The organism is Phaeocystidibacter marisrubri (assembly GCF_008933165.1).
Lineage (GTDB): Bacteria > Bacteroidota > Bacteroidia > Flavobacteriales > Schleiferiaceae > Phaeocystidibacter > Phaeocystidibacter marisrubri.
In genome coordinates this window covers 1173363-1189051 of sequence record NZ_WBVQ01000002.1, presented here as the reverse complement: position 1 = coordinate 1189051, position 15689 = coordinate 1173363, and the positions used below count along the sequence as shown (strand labels likewise).

Below are 15689 nucleotides of genomic sequence, written 5' to 3'. Positions count from 1 at the left end.
TGGTTCCCGACCATGCTTACGCCCGCCGGGAACTCATCTAATTATTAACCTTCGTAGTTTGGAAGTACCTCACGAGCAGCCGACTCAATCACTTTAGATTGATCGTCGCCCCACTTACCTGAAGCGATTGCATCGAGTACATCCTTGTGCTTGCTTTCCATGAATTCCAAGAAAGCAACTTCGAATTCACGAATGCGATCTACTGGAACCTTGTTCAACAAAGCCTTTGTACCCAAGTAAATGATCGCCACTTGCTTCTCTACGGAAAGCGGAGAATTTACCGCTTGCTTCAAGATTTCTACGTTACGGCGACCCTTGTTAATCACAGACATGGTAGCTGCGTCGAGGTCAGAACCGAACTTCGCGAACGCTTCCAATTCACGGAACTGCGCTTGGTCAAGCTTCAAGGTACCAGATACCTTCTTCATCGGCTTGATTTGCGCGTTACCACCTACACGTGATACAGAGATACCAACGTTAATCGCCGGACGAACACCAGAGTTAAACAAGTCAGACTCCAAGAAGATCTGACCGTCAGTAATGGAAATTACGTTGGTCGGGATGTAAGCAGAAACGTCACCTGCCTGTGTTTCGATGATTGGAAGTGCAGTCAATGAACCGCCACCTTTCACCAATGGGCGAAGAGATTCTGGCAAGTCGTTCATTTGAGATGCGATGGTATCATCCGCAATCACTTTCGCAGCGCGCTCAAGAAGGCGGCTGTGAAGATAGAATACGTCACCTGGGTAAGCCTCACGTCCTGGAGGACGACGAAGAAGTAGAGATACCTCACGGTAAGCTACTGCCTGCTTAGAAAGGTCATCATAGATGATCAATGCAGGGCGACCCGTATCGCGGAAGAACTCACCGATAGCAGCACCAGCAAATGGAGCGTAGAACTGCATTGGAGCTGGATCAGATGCATTTGATGCAACGATCGTAGTATAAGCCATTGCGCCTTTCTCTTCAAGAGTTTTAGCGATACCGGCTACAGTAGAACCCTTCTGACCTACAGCAACGTAGATACAGTAAACAGGCTCACCTTTGTCGTAGAATTCTTTTTGGTTGATGATGGTATCAATCGCCACGGTAGTCTTACCTGTCTGACGGTCACCAATGATCAACTCACGTTGTCCACGTCCCACTGGAATCATCGCGTCAATAGACTTGATACCCGTTTGAAGTGGTTCTGTTACTGGCTGACGGTAGATAACACCTGGAGCCTTACGCTCTAGAGGCATCTGATAAAGATCTCCTTCGATTGGACCTTTACCGTCAATGGGGTTACCCAAAGTATCAACAACGCGACCGAGCATACCTTCACCAACATTGATAGAGGCAATTTTACCAGTTCGCTTTACCGTTGAACCTTCTTTGATTCCTTCTGAGCCGCCAAGCAATACGATACCTACGTTATCTTCCTCCAAGTTGAGGACGATACCCTGAAGACCGTTTACGAACTCAACGAGTTCACCGGCTTGGGCGTTTTGTAGACCAAATGCACGGGCGATACCGTCACCTACCGTGAGGACTGTCCCCACTTCTTGCATTTCGGTTTCGGAACTAAATCCTGATAGTTGCTGGCGCAGGATTGCTGAAATTTCAGCGGGCTTTACTTCTGCCATGATTGACTTACTTAAAGGGTTCTGCGCGGATTAGAAGTCCGCCACGTACAGATTATCTTTGTATTGTTGTTTCAATTTGTGCAACTGTCCAGTTACACTAGTGTCGATCTGTTGATCATTTACACGCAGGATAAATCCTCCGATAAGGTTCTCATCAACTTTTTCTTCGAGCTCCACTCGCATACCGGTCATTTGCGTAACCATTGCTTCGAATCTCGCTCTCATTTCTGGTGAAAGCACTACAGAGGTAGTGATTTTCGCATGAGTAATTCCCTTTACCTTGAGGTACATCGCGTGGAAGCTTTCAATCACCTGCTTGGTGATACCTTCTCTACCGTGATCTACTAAAAGTTCCAAGAATAGATTTGTATTCGCAGAAAGAACAGACCCGAATACGGCCTTCAATACGGCCTTCTTTTGGTGCGGCTTGATAACCGGACTCGCCAAAAGACCTCTGAACTCTCTGCTCTCCTGAATAGACGCCAAAACCGTATTCAAGTCCGATTGAACCACCTCGAGCTCATTGCGCTCTACGGCTAGATCCAAAAGGGCTTTGGCATAACGACCGGCTGCTCTTGCGTTAGTCATCAGGCGTTTATTAGTTCAATTTTACATCGTCAACCAAACGCTCTACCATTTCAGTTTGAGCTTTTTGGTCTTTCAATTCAGCACGAAGAATCTTCTCAGCCATCTCAATAGATAGAGCTGCTACTTGATTCTTCAACTCGGTAACTGCAGCCATCTTCTCATGGTGGATCTGCTCTTTAGCCGCTGCAATCATGCGATCTGCTTCTTCAGATGCAAGACCTTTAGCGTCTGCTACCATTTTGTCGCGCATCTGGCGACCTTCTTTTAAGATTTGATCGCGCTCCTCACGAGCTTCTTTCAAAATCTTTTCGTTGTCTGCTTGAAGGTTCTTGAGGTCCTCGCGAGCACGTTGAGCACTTTTCAAAGCATCCTCAATGGCAGCTTCACGAGTTTTAACCGCACCAAGGATAGGCTTCCATGCAAACTTTGCAAGAAGGAAAACCAAGATGAGGAATACAATAGTTGTCCAAACAATGAGGCCGAGGCCTGGAGTTACTAAATCCATCGAAACAGATATTTAATACGTTCTATCGTTGTTTTGAGAAATCAAGGTCCGCAGCCAACCGCTACGTGACCTTGATTTTAAATCACTTTCTCTTAGAGACCCAAGAGACCTACTACGATACCGAAAAGACCAGCACCCTCGATAAGTGCGGCTGCGATAATCATAGCAGTTTGGATTTTACCAGAAGCTTCTGGTTGACGTGCCATAGCGTCCATTGCTGAACCGCCAATACGACCAATACCAAGACCTACACCGATTACGGCTAGACCTGCTCCAATTGCTGCTAATGTACCTGTCATACCCATGGTAATTAGAAATTATAAATGAATAAACAACGAAAATTCTTAATGATGGTCATGTTCTTCTACCGCTGCTCCAATGAACAAGGCAGTCAACATGGCAAAAATGTATGCTTGTAGCGCTGCCACCAACAATTCCAACGTACTAATAAATAGAGTCAATGGAATAGACAAGGCAGAAACGGCTGCAGATTGCAAGATGAAGATCAAGCCAATCAAACTCAATACGAGGATGTGACCCGCAGTGATGTTCGCAAACAAACGAAGCATCAATGCAAATGGCTTGGTGAAGATTCCCACGAATTCAACCACCGCGAGAATAGGGCGAACGAACACAGGTACACCCGGCATCCAGAAGATGTGAAGCCAGTAGTCTTTCTTACCGTTGAAATTCACAACAAAGAAAGTGAAGAGTGCCAATACCATAGTAACCGCAATGTTACCCGTAAGGTTAGCACCGCCTGGGAAGAATGGAACGAGTCCCAACAAGTTGTTCAACCATATAAAGAAGAACAAAGTCAACAAGAATGGAACAAAGCGCTCGTAGTGCTTACCACCAATATTATCCTTGGCGATATCGTCACGTACGAATACAATTAGAGGCTCCATAAAAGACGCTAAGCCCTTTGGAGCTGAAGCCCCATTTTTCTTGTAAAAGCGAGCTGTTGAGAAGAAAATCAACAACAACAATACAGCTGCCAACAAGAGGGAGAATACGTTCTTTGTAATAGAGAAGTCGAGTGGCATCTCATTGATAGGATGACCTTCCTCGTCGAGATCATACCAGCCTCCGTGAGTGTTTTGCACTTCAGATGCGTAGTAGATTTTGTCGTGAACATTCACGAATCGTTGACCGTTTACCTCAGCAACGTGATGACCCGTTTCATCGTGGTGAAATTTACTTGACATGAAAGTCACCAAGCCGTCGTTTGTCCACAAGATAATAGGAAGCGGTACGCTCACAGCGTGCATCTCTCCATTGTCACCTTCATAGTCAAGGATGTGCCAAGAGTGGTTGTCCTTGATGTGGTGCATAATCATTTCGTTCACGTTGAACTTTTCCTCCTCAGCGTGGGCAGAAGTGTGGTCATGAGAAGCCGCGTCTGCGTGCTCTTCATGCATTGCCTCTGCTTGATGAGTGGTGTCTTCGTGAATAGACGACTCGTGGCCGTTCGCGTAAACTGCGCTACTAAATCCAAGTAACGCGAGTGTAAGTGTCAGTAAAACAGACTTTTGTTGCATGTCTTGGGTGCTCTCTAAAGTGTGTTATGAGGCCGCTCAAAAATCGGTGCAAATGTAGAGATAAAAGTTAGAAACGAAGGTTATGAACAGTGATTTTTTCTCTGTTGATAACTACTTTTTTTCTTCACCGAAGATGCGCATGGCCCAGAAGGCCTCTATACCCAAGTAGATAAGGAAGGGAATCATGAAGTGGAGGGCTACCGATACCTCATTGCCTTCGGCAGAAAGTAAGGTCGGAAGCATGAAGATGATAAAGGAAAACATCTGGATGCTGGTTCCAGCGATAAACGCAAAACCCGCTTTTGAGATGTCACTTTTCAGAATGAAACCGAGGAAGAGATAGAGCCCTACAGAAAGAACCCACAATAATAAATGGGTGTAGATGAACTTCCATTCAACTCCTGTGGATTGAATAACCCAAGCGTGAAGTCCGGCGAGTACTGCCGTAAAAATAGTGGTGTAAAGGACAGCCTTCTTTACCATGATGAGGGGAGGTTAGTCGTCGTTTATGTCTTTCACCTCGCGGTAAACGAGGTACAAACTGGCAAAAACACCGGTAAGACTTAAGATGATGGTTAGGGTGGGTTCAATTCCCCATAGTTCATCCAGCTTAATGCCTCCATAAGCGCCAAGCCCTATGGTTACACCCATCTGAATGCCTACGCCCGTTAGCCGAGCATATGGGTTAAGCTGTTTCTTTGGTGGCTTCTGATCCGGCATCCTTCTTCATTTCACGAACCACCGAACCCATACTACAGGTTCCAGATAGTTCTGCTCCGGGCTCAACGGCCAATTTCGCGGTGATCACATCGCCTTTAACAACGGCGGTTTTTTCAAGGTGGAGAAGTTCCTTCACGTGAACCTTTCCCTTGAGAAGTCCAGAAATGTTCGCATTGGCGCAAACAACCTCTCCTTCTACTTTTCCCTTTTCGCCAATAACGAGTTTCCCGGCAATATTGATGTTGCCCTTCACAACCCCGTCGATGCGGAAATCGCCGTTTGACTTGAGATCACCTTCAATCTCGGTACCGAGAAGAATTCGGTTACTCGCTTGGGCTTGTTCTGGATTTTTCTTTGCTGAAGTGATCATCTTGTCGTGATTTGCTCGTAAAACGTCATGTACTCATCTACGTCCTTTAACCTATAGAACGTTTGATAGTTCGCGTCACCAATCGCAAATATCCGCATAATCTCTGAAGAGTACACGGTCTTTATCTGTGGATTCCCAACAATGTTCTGCGCGTATTGATGTGCTTCCGACAACTCTTTGAAGCCACTCACTACAAGGATCTGGCGCTCTCGATCGAGGAACATGGTTTGGGTTTGAAGGTTTTGTAGTCGGTTGAAATCGCGATTGAAATCACTCACTTTATTTCGAAGCGCATTGACATCAACCCCACTATTCGGGAACACGATAATGACTTTATGCGGAGTCTTCGGATCTACCTTGTAGGGGGAATCGGGCACATTGCCTACCGGTTGCGAAGATTCATCGACAAACATCAAAAGCTCCTGAGCCCGCTCTGCTTCTACAGTTCCACTAAACGATGCAACGACCTTTCTCAGTTCGTTGGCATAAGCCTCCTGTCCATCGGTTTGGGCTGTGGTGAGTGCCAAGAGCAAACCAAACTTAGGGCCTATGGTTGTTTGAGCATATTTTGCCAACCCGTCCGTCGCAAGTTGTTTCGCCTTTCTGTAATTGCGTTCCACATAGGTTTCGTAGGTGCCCTTATATGCTTCACTCGCCTCCACCGTAAGCGCGTCGCGCTCGGTGAGTTTGCCCTCCAATTGAGCTGTGAACTCGCTATTTGGGTATTTGTTTCTCAATTGAGAGGCATAACCATCCGCTTTATCCATCTCTCCTCTGCCCTTGTGAATCAAGTACAAAGCATACATCGCCATTGGAGCATGCTTGGTTTCTGGATAGCGCTCAAGAAGTTTTCGGAAAGTATTTACCGCCTCTTGTTCATCTTCAATTTCTTGCTGATAGATGCTTGCTAAACGGATGTAAGCATCTTGATTCTCTAAATGCAGCGCTTCAATGGACTCCTCCGATTTTGGAACCTGAGCCAGGTATGCATCAATATTGTATTTCTGCTCTCCCGTAGGTGTTCCCGATTTCACTTCATCATCTGGATTGCCTTCTGACTCCTCACCTTCGCCCTCGTTGGAAGCTACTTGTATGGCCGAACTGGCTTTCGCCGCTTGACGCCAATTATCGGTCAACTCTCTTCTTCCCCAGAAGCTGGTGAACTCCCCAACACCCGATGAACGCGTGGTTTCATTGTAAAAATACCACGTCCCAGTTCCCAAGCCCGCAGTTGGACCTGTTCCCATAGCCGCCGATTCCTGAGCCAATGCACGGTTCAATGCCAAATTCCGCTCGCGCTCAGCGGCCGCTTCTTCGCGTTCCTTCAAGTTTGCGATATACTCTTCAAAAATGGCGCGTTGCTGTGTGATGGACATACCGGCTAAGCGAATGAGACTATCATTCGTTTCAATGGTATTGATTTGATTCACCAAATCACTTAAACTAGAACGGAATCGCTCCACCTTTGGAAAAAGGCTGTGGGTTCTTGGCAAAGTTGAAAATGCAGTATCGTAATAAGCTTGTGCGGGAACATAGGCTCTAAAATCAAAATTAATTTCAGCCAACTTCGCATACGACAGTCCGCGTTGTTCGTTGTTCCCCTCACTCAATCGAACGGATTTCTTCAAACTTTCTTCCGCCTTCATGTAGTCTTGATCTTCCAAAGCCAAGAGTGCCATGATGTAGTAAATACGGTCGCGATACTCCGTGTTCTTGTCATCTTTGGCCATGTCTTCCAAGTCGTCATAAACCGCCATTACATTGCCTAAGTCCACGTCGTAATTCAGCGCGCGCATCAACTGAGCATTCAAATAAAACTCGTAGTCTGCGGGGTGGTCTCTCACCACTTTCTCAAACGCATCACTCGCCTCCTGGCGGAACTTCATGCGCTCGTACAATTGTCCGAGTGCATATCTCCAACGCACTCTATCTTCTCGATCGGGATCCGCATCAAGTGCTTCATTTAAAAGGTTGATGGCCTCCTCGTAATTGTTGTATTTGATTTCGAGCTCGGCAAAAGAAGCATATACGTGAGGCTTCAATCGATCGCTTACATCTCTATCTCTATAGAGTTCTTCAAATTCTTTGCGAGCACCGTATTCACTTTCAATACGCGTATTTGCGCGACCTGCCCAAAGTCGAGCTTCAATTGCCTGCTCCGACTCTGGAAATTTCTGCATGATATAATTGAAAGCCTCCAGCCCCTTGAAGTAATCCTGCTTCATGAAGTAGGCCTTTGCCATCAGCAAATAGGCATCAATCACGTAGGGGTTCTTCTGTTTGCCGCCAATGTTCATGCTGTGTTCACGAATCACTTTTACGGCCTTCTCAATAGCTCGGTCCATTTGAGGAACGACAGATTGCGCCTGCTCTGCACTGCCGAATGGGTACAGCTCAATGATGTCATCGTAGTTGTTAACGTGACCTGTTTTTAACGTCGTATATCCTTGAAGATACGCCTGCTCCCCATTGAACAATGGGTTGAACTTCGACGTCATTTGGTGGTACGTTCTACTAAAGAAGTTGTCCTTCGTCCTACTGCAAGAGCTGAAAACCAGCCCGGCAATGAGAACAACGAATGACACTTTATATATGCGCATATGGTGACCTTTCACGGTGTGATGAACATCAAAACGGCAAAAATATTTTATTTATCCTGAGTGAATTGTCCTTTCTTGCACATATTCACCCTTGGCCTTCCGTTGTGATTCCGATATTTGCTTTTCAATAATCCCACTGAAACATCCGAATGGATAAGAGCGAAAAGAAAAAAGCGAGGATCGAGAAGCTCCGGAACAAATATCGCTTAGTGATATTAAATGACGATACCTTTGAAGAAAAGATATCGCTAAAACTAAGTCGATTAAACGTTTTCTTGCTCACGGGATTGTCCATCGTGCTGTTGATTTCACTCACGGCTATTCTCATTGCTTACACTCCGCTTCGCGAATACATTCCCGGTTACGCCAGCACTTCGCTTAAACGTCAGGCAGATTATTTAGCCCTGACCACCGATAGCTTGGAGCAAAAGATTCACATTCAACAGCAATACCTAGATAATATTCGCAGAATTCTAAGTGGAGATACACTTGAAACCCCTTTGGCTGACACCAACGTGGTGGTGAGTGAGGCTAGCTTGAGTGAAGACATTACCCCCGCCGATTCCGCTTTGCGCGCTTTTGCTGATGAAGAAGATCGGTTCAACTTGAACACTGCACTGCAGGACATCAACACCTTTACCTTCTTTGCCCCAGTAAAAGGACTGGTGAGTGGAACTTTTAACCCAGAGATTAATCACTTAGCAGTAGATGTGGTGGCTCCAAGGAATACCCCCATCAAAGCCTGTTTAGACGGGGTGGTTCTCTTTGCTGATTGGACGGTAGAAACCGGGCACGTAATCATCGTTCAGCACACCGAAAACCTCATTTCTGTCTACAAGCACAACTCGGCATTGTTAAAAGTACAGGGCGATCTCATTCAATCGGGAGAAGCTTTGGCGATTATTGGAAACAGCGGAGAACAGTCTACGGGTCCACACCTTCACTTTGAGCTGTGGCACAATGGGATTCCCGTAGATCCTCAGAACTATATTTCCTTCTAACAATTAGAGAAGTCCGCTTCTCTCCATGGCCTCAAAGCCGTGATCAATGGCGGTTGGGTTGCTCGATGCGGCAGCATAAGCCAGTTTATCACAACGCTCGTTCATAGGGTGGTTGTTGTGGCCTTTTACCCATTGAAATCGCACTTGATGCTTGGCATAGACTTGCATGAAACGCTTCCAAAGATCTGGGTTCTTCACTTTGGCATATCCTCTTTTTTGCCAATTAACAATCCAGCCTTTCTCCACTGCATCCACTACATACTTAGAATCTGAAACCACGAGAACCTTCAAGTTGGGAAGTTTCAATGCCTCTAAGCCAACAATAACGGCGAGGAGTTCCATTCGGTTATTTGTGGTTCTTCTAAAACCTCCCGAAATCTCTTTCTGACGTTTTCCTCCAACCAAGATGGTTCCAAAGCCACCTGGGCCAGGGTTTCCACGAGAAGATCCATCTGTGTAAATCTGAATTTCCCCCATTTACGACAGCAACTTTTCAATTTCTGCGGGAAAGTGCTTGTGCTCTAGAACCTGCACCTTGCGCTGAACATCTTCAGGAGTGTCAAAGGACTCCACAGCCGTTGAGGCTTGGAAAATCACCTGACCTTCGTCGTATTTATCGTTCACAAAATGAATTGTGATGCCAGACTCCGTATCGCCATTCTCCACCACCGCACGGTGAACATTCATTCCATACATGCCTTTGCCTCCGTGCTTAGGAAGAAGAGCGGGGTGTATATTGACGATTTTGTTGGGGTAGGCACTTACCCACTCTGATGGGATCAGTTTGAGATATCCGGCCAAAACGATCAAATCGGTCTTCAAATCCACCATCATTTGGAGTACCGCACCCGACTTTTGGGCTTCTGGTCCGAACACAACGGTCGGAATTCCGAGTCGGCGACCCCTTTCAATCACCCCTGCTGAGGCATTATTTGTAAAGAATGCCACAATCTTTACACTTTCTTTTTCTCGAAAATAATTCACAATCTGTTCAGCGTTGGAGCCTGAACCAGAGGCGAAAATGACTATATTACGACTCATATCAACCGAAGTAAAATCTGCCCCAAAGATAGCTTTGCCCGTCGTCATATTGGCGTAATGGGGATTTTATCCTTTCTTTGCAGGCTGAATAAATCCTAAACTCTCACAACCATGTCAGACATTGCAGCAAGAGTTAAAGCAATCATCGTAGACAAGTTGGGCGTCGACGAGAACGAAGTAACAATTGAAGCTTCATTCACCAACGATCTCGGTGCGGATTCACTTGACACCGTAGAATTGATTATGGAATTCGAAAAAGAATTCGATATTCAAATCCCTGATGATCAGGCTGAAAACATCGCAACAGTAGGTCAAGCTGTCGCTTACATCGAAGAAGCTAAATCGTAATTCTCACTTCTCATGGAGTTGAAACGAGTAGTTGTAACAGGGATTGGTGCAATGACACCAATCGGAAATACGGCAAATGATTTTTGGAAAAACTTGGTTGCAGGAACGCCAGGAGCGGCTCCTATTACCTTGTTTGACACCGAAAAATTCAAAACTCGCTTCGCCTGTGAGGTGAAAAATTTCGATGTGAAAGATTACATCGACCGCAAAGAAGCGCGGAAGATGGATCGATTTTCTCATTTTGGGCTGGTAGTTGCCGATGAGGCGATTGCCGACGCCCGACTTGAGGAGAGCCCACTCGACAAAGACAGAATTGGCGTTATCTGGGGTTCTGGTATTGGAGGTTTAGACACCTTCCTTCAGGAATCTATCGGATATGCTAAAGGCGACGGTACCCCGCGATTCAATCCGTTCTTCATTCCAAAAATGATTGCCGACATTACAGGTGGTCACATTTCGATGAAGTACAATTACCGCGGCCCCAACTTCACCACTGTTTCTGCCTGTGCTTCAGCAACCAACGCATTGATTGATGCTGCCACTTACATCCGAATGGGATGGGCGGATGTTATCGTTGCCGGTGGTTCGGAAGCCGCAGTAACCGAAGCAGGTATTGGTGGATTCAATGCGATGCACGCACTATCAACCCGAAATGACGATCCAGCAACGGCTTCACGTCCATTTGACAAAGACAGAGATGGCTTTGTAATGGGAGAAGGTGGAGCTTCAATCGTTTTGGAAGAGTACGAGCACGCAGTTAAGCGCGGAGCTACAATCTACGCTGAATTTGCTGGTGCCGGTCTATCTGCAGACGCACACCACCTTACTGCTCCACACCCAGAAGGTTTGGGAGCGAAGAATGTAATGCGATACGCCCTGAGGGATGCTCAAATGACCCCGGACGAATTGGATTACATCAACGTTCACGGAACTTCTACTCCGTTAGGCGATCTTGCCGAAACCAAGGCTATTAAGGAGGTATTTGCAGAACACGCGTACAAGCTAAACATCAGCTCTACCAAATCTATGACGGGACACTTACTGGGTGCCGCAGGAGCAGTAGAAGCCATTGCCGCTATCCTTTCGGTTAGAGACAACGTAGTTCCTCCAACCATTAACCACTTTACGGACGATCCGGAATTGGACAACAATCTCAACTTCACTTTTGGAAAGGCTCAAGAGCGTGAAGTTAGAGCTGCGTTGAGCAATACGTTTGGTTTCGGAGGTCACAATGCATCCGTGATCTTTAAGAAGTTCGAAGGTTAAACGGCATGAGCGGTCTCTGGAATCGCTTCTTTCGTAAGAAACTTATACACTCCCATCAGAAGGGAGAGTTTCATCATCGCATTGCACTTATTACTGGCGTTCAACCCAAAGACTTGTCTTTGTACGAACTGGCATTTCGACACAGCTCGGCTTCCAAGAAAAACGAAGAAACGGGATGGTCGAATAATGAGCGTCTAGAATTTTTAGGCGATGCCATCCTTGGCGCTGTGGTTGCCGAAGACCTATACCACAGATACCCCGAAGAAAATGAAGGCTTTCTAACGAGTATGCGCGCCAAAATGGTGAGTCGGAAAAATCTCAACGCCATTGCTTTAAAGCTAGATTTAGCCCCATTGGTCATTAGCAAGCTCGACAATCAAAAGCCTGCTAGATCTTTGCTCGGTGATGTTCTCGAAGCCTTGATCGGCGCTATTTACCTCGATTACGGCCTCTCTTCAGCGCGGCAATTCATAACACAAAGAGTTATTGAAGACCACACTGAGTTCACACAACTGGAGAACCAAGTTGTTAGTTTTAAATCTGCTTTTATCGAGTACGTTCAAGGACAACGCCTGAAGCACGAATTCCGATTGGAAGACAAGTGGGGAAAAAACCACAATTTGACCTTCAAAATTGGACTCTACCTCAAAGGTGAACGGATTGCAGAAGGCACCGGAACAAGCAAGAAAAGAGCAGAAGAAATGGCCGCAGAACAGGCCTGCTCCGAACTAAACATTACAAAGTAATATGGCCAACTCCAAGGTCTTCTTATTGGATGATGAAGACTTCGCGATAGAAGGAGAGGGTCCTTATTTTGTACTTACAACTGCGCTTTCCGACCATAAGTTGGCCTATCGTATGAATACCGCACTCGGTATTAACTTACACCGAACTCAGGAAGACCATCCCATTGTAAAAAAGGGAAATACTTTCCTCCATTCCACCTTCCAGTGGTTCGACAAACGACTGGAAAGACATTGGGTACTGCTTTCCAATAAGGGACTATCGCCAGTTGATCCCAATGAAAATAGCTTATTCTCAGATCCGTTGAGATCTAATCTACTCCCTCCCAGTGAAAAGGTAGATTACATCTTAAACATCAACGAATACTTAGAACAAGAAGAAATAAACGACATTAGAGGGCTTTTGAGCCGCGTTCCTGGTGTGATTCGAGTTAGTGAATACCATCCAGCCACAAATGCGCTTAAAGAAGCCCTACACGTAGAAATAGAAAAACCATCTATAGATGAACAGAGCTAAAATTGTTGCAACCCTCGGGCCCGCATCAGCGAACAAAGAAACCATGCTTTCCATGATCAAAGCAGGTGTGAATGTTTTTCGCATCAACTTTTCACATGGCGATCATGAAACACATCGCAAAACCATTCGACTCATTCGTGAAATCAACGAAGAGTTCGATTACAACATTGCCACTCTTGCCGACCTCCAAGGTCCAAAATTACGCGTAGGAGATGTAGAAGAAGGAGCCATCATCAACGTAGGGGATACATTGACCTTCACTACCAAAGAAACCAAGGGAACAGCAAAGAAGGTATTCATGACCTATGAGCGCTTTCCTCAAGATGTTCAAGTTGGTGAGCGTATCTTACTGGATGACGGAAAGTTACTCCTAACCGTAAAGAAAACTAACGGAGAAGATGAAGTAGAAGCAGAAGTCGTTCAAGGGGGGCCGCTAAAGAGCAAAAAAGGCGTAAACCTGCCGAACACCAAGATCTCTCTTCCATGCCTAACGGAAAAAGACCTTGCAGATCTTGAAGTCGCATTGGAGGAAAACGTAGAGTGGATTGGACTTTCCTTCGTGCGCAATGCCGAAGATGTAATAGAGCTCAAACGACTCATCCGCAAAGCGAAGAAACAAGCATTTGTTATCTCAAAAATCGAGAAGCCAGAAGCCGTAATGGACATCGACCGAATTCTAGAAGAAACAGACGGTGTGATGGTAGCGCGAGGTGATCTCGGTGTTGAAGTTCCAATGCAATCCGTGCCACTCATCCAAAAGATGATTACAGAGAAAGCTCTAATGTACAGCAAGCCTGTGATCATTGCCACTCAGATGATGGAGACGATGATTGAAAACATGTCCCCTACCCGTGCGGAAGTAAACGATGTGGCCAACTCCGTTCTAGATGGTGCAGATGCCGTAATGCTCAGCGGTGAAACTTCAGTAGGGAAGCATCCTATTGCCGTAGTTGAGGCAATGAGCCGCATCATCTCTCACGTAGAAGAATCTGCAGAAATCACAGCACCGGAACATCCGCCTCTTGTGAGAGACGACCGCTATATCACTGACAGCATTTGTTATCACGCTTCAAAAGTGGCCGACAGCGTTAGCGCAAGTGCGATTATGACGATGACCTTTAGTGGTTACACTGCATTTAAAATTAGCTCACACCGACCAAAGTCGAATGTATTCGTATTCACTGCCAACCGCAGCATTCTAAACACCCTTAGCTTGCTTTGGGGAGTTCATGGTTTCTACTACGATAAAATGGAAAGTACCGACAACACCTTCCATGAGATTAAAGAACTCATCCGCGGCAAAAAGCTTATGAAGAAAGGTGAGCTGATGGTGAAAATTGCATCCATGCCCATTCAAGAGCGAGGATTCACCAACATGCTCAAAATTGCTGAAATGGATTAAGAGAATTCGAAGCACGGCTTCAACATACCAACTTACTTCAAGCATCGCTTTAGGACACTCCCTTTAGCGATGCTTCTTTTTTCGACCCGTTTTCAAATTCTGTCAGGCGTTGTTTGTGGATGTACTACATCGCCAAAATCACCGTGACAAAACCGCCAAAAAATAAAAGGTAAGTCCGTGATAAATAACCCATTTACAGGAAAGCTGCCCCAAAAACCTTCTTCACCTCAAAAAACCTCCATTTCTGCTGAGCGTGGTTTTCCGCTATATTTTCCTACTTCAATTTCAAGGAGTTATTTGCTGTGTTGATAGCACACAATTCTAAAATTGGAGGTTTGTAAAACAAAAAACCCCGACAATGGTCGGGGTTCATTTATTGCGGAGGGAGCTACTAGAACGTTCCTTTAAATTGCTTTAAGAATCGCATATCATTCTCGAACAGCATTCGAATATCTGGGATATTATAACGCTGCATAGTAATGCGTTCTACCCCCATACCGAAGGCGTAACCTGAGTACACGTTAGGATCAATTCCCGAAGCTTCTAGGACAGCAGGATCTACCATTCCGCACCCCATCACTTCGAGCCAACCCGTTCCCTTCGTCATGCGATAGTCCGTTTCTGTTTCCAATCCCCACCAAATATCCATTTCGGCACTAGGTTCCGTAAAAGGAAAATAACTTGGGCGAAGGCGAATCTTAGTATCTGCTCCAAAAAACTCTCGAGCGAAGTACAGCAACGTTTGCTTCAAGTCAGCAAACGAAACATTCTTATCGATGTACAAACCTTCGATCTGATGGAAGATACAATGTGATCTAGAAGAAATCGCTTCGTTTCTGAAAACACGCCCGGGTGCAATGATGCGAATAGGCGTTTCCAAGCGCTCCATTTCACGAACTTGAACAGACGAAGTGTGCGTGCGCAAAGCCCAATCTGGATCGGTGTGAACGAAGAAAGTATCTTGCATATCACGCGCTGGATGCTCTTCTGGGAAGTTCAAGGCAGAGAAATTATGCCAGTCATCTTCAATTTCTGGACCTTCACTCACCGAAAAACCAACACGCTTAAAAATATCAACAATCTCATTGCGTACGATAGAAACGGGATGTTCTGAACCCATCCAAATTGGATCTCCAGGACGGCTCAAGTCGTTCTCTGAATGCAGCGGCTTTTGTTCTTCCAACTCCGACTTAAAACGCAATACAGCGCTTTCCGCAGCGTTCTTTAAACGGTTCACTGCTTGTCCAAATGCCTTCTTTTCTTCGTTAGGTACCGCCTTGAATTGGGTAAAAAGGTCGTTCAAAATGCCTTTTTTGCCCAAATACTTTAAACGGAATGCCTCTAATTCTTCAGCGTTTGCAGGCTTAAAGGCCTCGACTGCTATAAGATGTTCATCGATGGCTTTGTGCATGATTGCGATGT

18 protein-coding genes are annotated in these 15689 nt (G+C 45.8%); 6 read left to right on the top strand and 12 right to left on the bottom strand.

Annotated features, from left to right (window positions below):
* Positions 1 to 44: 44 nt before the first annotated feature.
* The 9 genes from atpA to porW all read right to left on the bottom strand — a co-directional run bounded on the left by atpA (position 45) and on the right by porW (position 7949).
* Positions 45 to 1625 carry a F0F1 ATP synthase subunit alpha gene (gene atpA, locus F8C82_RS12665; RefSeq protein WP_151693957.1) on the bottom strand — a complete coding sequence of 527 codons (1581 nt, stop codon included), beginning with the start codon at positions 1623 to 1625 and terminating at the stop codon, positions 45 to 47.
* A 30-nt stretch (positions 1626 to 1655) separates the two neighbouring features.
* Positions 1656 to 2213 (bottom strand): ATP synthase F1 subunit delta, encoded by a 558-nt coding sequence (gene atpH / locus F8C82_RS12660; RefSeq protein WP_151693956.1) that lies wholly within the window; start codon positions 2211 to 2213, stop codon positions 1656 to 1658.
* Between the two features lie 10 nt (positions 2214 to 2223).
* Positions 2224 to 2718 (bottom strand): F0F1 ATP synthase subunit B, encoded by a 495-nt coding sequence (locus tag F8C82_RS12655; protein WP_151693955.1) that lies wholly within the window; start codon positions 2716 to 2718, stop codon positions 2224 to 2226.
* Between the two features lie 92 nt (positions 2719 to 2810).
* On the bottom strand, positions 2811 to 3017 hold the full coding sequence (gene atpE / locus F8C82_RS12650; protein WP_151693954.1) for an ATP synthase F0 subunit C: 207 nt from the start codon (positions 3015 to 3017) through the stop codon (positions 2811 to 2813).
* Between the two features lie 45 nt (positions 3018 to 3062).
* Complete coding sequence (atpB, locus tag F8C82_RS12645) at positions 3063 to 4259, bottom strand: F0F1 ATP synthase subunit A (RefSeq protein WP_151693953.1); 1197 nt, start codon at positions 4257 to 4259, stop codon at positions 3063 to 3065.
* Positions 4260 to 4370: 111 nt separating this feature from the next.
* Positions 4371 to 4742, bottom strand: a complete 372-nt coding sequence (locus F8C82_RS12640) for a DUF6168 family protein (protein ID WP_151693952.1) — start codon at positions 4740 to 4742, stop codon at positions 4371 to 4373.
* 12 nt (positions 4743 to 4754) lie between these two features.
* A complete protein-coding gene (locus F8C82_RS12635; protein ID WP_151693951.1) occupies positions 4755 to 4979 on the bottom strand; it encodes an AtpZ/AtpI family protein in 225 nt (74 codons plus the stop codon).
* Entirely contained in the window at positions 4945 to 5349 is a 405-nt protein-coding gene (locus F8C82_RS12630) for a bactofilin family protein (protein ID WP_151693950.1), read from the bottom strand. The genes F8C82_RS12635 and F8C82_RS12630 overlap by 35 nt, the downstream gene beginning before the upstream one ends.
* The gene (porW, locus tag F8C82_RS12625; protein ID WP_151693949.1) at positions 5346 to 7949 is read right to left on the bottom strand and encodes a type IX secretion system periplasmic lipoprotein PorW/SprE; all 2604 of its coding nucleotides are present in this window, start codon (positions 7947 to 7949) and stop codon (positions 5346 to 5348) included. Before porW ends, F8C82_RS12630 begins: the two co-directional genes overlap by 4 nt.
* A 149-nt stretch (positions 7950 to 8098) precedes the next feature.
* On the opposite strand from porW, the gene F8C82_RS12620 reads away from it, so the two are divergent.
* On the top strand, positions 8099 to 8950 hold the full coding sequence (locus F8C82_RS12620; RefSeq protein ID WP_151693948.1) for a M23 family metallopeptidase: 852 nt from the start codon (positions 8099 to 8101) through the stop codon (positions 8948 to 8950).
* A 3-nt stretch (positions 8951 to 8953) separates the two neighbouring features.
* Here F8C82_RS12620 and rnhA read toward each other — a convergent pair whose 3' ends face one another.
* Positions 8954 to 9427 (bottom strand): ribonuclease HI, encoded by a 474-nt coding sequence (gene rnhA, locus F8C82_RS12615; RefSeq protein ID WP_151693947.1) that lies wholly within the window; start codon positions 9425 to 9427, stop codon positions 8954 to 8956.
* Positions 9428 to 9991 (bottom strand): phosphoribosylglycinamide formyltransferase, encoded by a 564-nt coding sequence (gene purN / locus F8C82_RS12610; protein ID WP_151693946.1) that lies wholly within the window; start codon positions 9989 to 9991, stop codon positions 9428 to 9430.
* Between the two features lie 111 nt (positions 9992 to 10102).
* Here purN and F8C82_RS12605 point away from each other — a divergent pair, with 111 nt between their 5' ends.
* Genes F8C82_RS12605 through pyk form a run of 5 tightly spaced genes read left to right on the top strand, consistent with a single transcriptional unit; the run spans position 10103 to position 14267 of the window.
* A complete protein-coding gene (locus F8C82_RS12605; protein ID WP_151693945.1) occupies positions 10103 to 10339 on the top strand; it encodes an acyl carrier protein in 237 nt (78 codons plus the stop codon).
* A 12-nt stretch (positions 10340 to 10351) separates the two neighbouring features.
* On the top strand, positions 10352 to 11605 hold the full coding sequence (gene fabF / locus F8C82_RS12600) for a beta-ketoacyl-ACP synthase II (RefSeq protein ID WP_151693944.1): 1254 nt from the start codon (positions 10352 to 10354) through the stop codon (positions 11603 to 11605).
* Between the two features lie 5 nt (positions 11606 to 11610).
* Positions 11611 to 12351 (top strand): ribonuclease III, encoded by a 741-nt coding sequence (gene rnc / locus F8C82_RS12595; RefSeq protein WP_151693943.1) that lies wholly within the window; start codon positions 11611 to 11613, stop codon positions 12349 to 12351.
* Between the two features lies 1 nt (position 12352).
* The gene (locus F8C82_RS12590; protein WP_151693942.1) at positions 12353 to 12865 is read left to right on the top strand and encodes an IPExxxVDY family protein; all 513 of its coding nucleotides are present in this window, start codon (positions 12353 to 12355) and stop codon (positions 12863 to 12865) included.
* Positions 12852 to 14267, top strand: coding sequence for a pyruvate kinase (pyk, locus tag F8C82_RS12585; RefSeq protein ID WP_151693941.1), 1416 nt, complete (start codon positions 12852 to 12854; stop codon positions 14265 to 14267). Before F8C82_RS12590 ends, pyk begins: the two co-directional genes overlap by 14 nt.
* Positions 14268 to 14658: 391 nt before the next feature.
* On the opposite strand, the gene pheS is transcribed toward pyk, so the two are convergent.
* A complete protein-coding gene (gene pheS, locus F8C82_RS12580) occupies positions 14659 to 15678 on the bottom strand; it encodes a phenylalanine--tRNA ligase subunit alpha (RefSeq protein WP_151693940.1) in 1020 nt (339 codons plus the stop codon).
* Positions 15679 to 15689 lie beyond the last annotated feature (11 nt).

Coding starts and splice junctions, on each gene's coding strand:
- pheS (WP_151693940.1), bottom strand. CDS start 15,678: ATGCACAAAGCCATCGATGAACATCTTATAGCAGTCGAGGCCTTTAAG.
- F8C82_RS12655 (WP_151693955.1), bottom strand. CDS start 2,718: ATGGATTTAGTAACTCCAGGCCTCGGCCTCATTGTTTGGACAACTATT.
- F8C82_RS12630 (WP_151693950.1), bottom strand. CDS start 5,349: ATGATCACTTCAGCAAAGAAAAATCCAGAACAAGCCCAAGCGAGTAAC.
- F8C82_RS12590 (WP_151693942.1), top strand. CDS start 12,353: ATGGCCAACTCCAAGGTCTTCTTATTGGATGATGAAGACTTCGCGATA.
- porW (WP_151693949.1), bottom strand. CDS start 7,949: ATGCGCATATATAAAGTGTCATTCGTTGTTCTCATTGCCGGGCTGGTT.
- rnc (WP_151693943.1), top strand. CDS start 11,611: ATGAGCGGTCTCTGGAATCGCTTCTTTCGTAAGAAACTTATACACTCC.
- F8C82_RS12620 (WP_151693948.1), top strand. CDS start 8,099: ATGGATAAGAGCGAAAAGAAAAAAGCGAGGATCGAGAAGCTCCGGAAC.
- atpH (WP_151693956.1), bottom strand. CDS start 2,213: ATGACTAACGCAAGAGCAGCCGGTCGTTATGCCAAAGCCCTTTTGGAT.
- atpE (WP_151693954.1), bottom strand. CDS start 3,017: ATGACAGGTACATTAGCAGCAATTGGAGCAGGTCTAGCCGTAATCGGT.
- F8C82_RS12640 (WP_151693952.1), bottom strand. CDS start 4,742: ATGGTAAAGAAGGCTGTCCTTTACACCACTATTTTTACGGCAGTACTC.
- F8C82_RS12635 (WP_151693951.1), bottom strand. CDS start 4,979: ATGCCGGATCAGAAGCCACCAAAGAAACAGCTTAACCCATATGCTCGG.
- atpA (WP_151693957.1), bottom strand. CDS start 1,625: ATGGCAGAAGTAAAGCCCGCTGAAATTTCAGCAATCCTGCGCCAGCAA.
- atpB (WP_151693953.1), bottom strand. CDS start 4,259: ATGCAACAAAAGTCTGTTTTACTGACACTTACACTCGCGTTACTTGGA.
- pyk (WP_151693941.1), top strand. CDS start 12,852: ATGAACAGAGCTAAAATTGTTGCAACCCTCGGGCCCGCATCAGCGAAC.
- fabF (WP_151693944.1), top strand. CDS start 10,352: ATGGAGTTGAAACGAGTAGTTGTAACAGGGATTGGTGCAATGACACCA.
- purN (WP_151693946.1), bottom strand. CDS start 9,991: ATGAGTCGTAATATAGTCATTTTCGCCTCTGGTTCAGGCTCCAACGCT.
- F8C82_RS12605 (WP_151693945.1), top strand. CDS start 10,103: ATGTCAGACATTGCAGCAAGAGTTAAAGCAATCATCGTAGACAAGTTG.
- rnhA (WP_151693947.1), bottom strand. CDS start 9,427: ATGGGGGAAATTCAGATTTACACAGATGGATCTTCTCGTGGAAACCCT.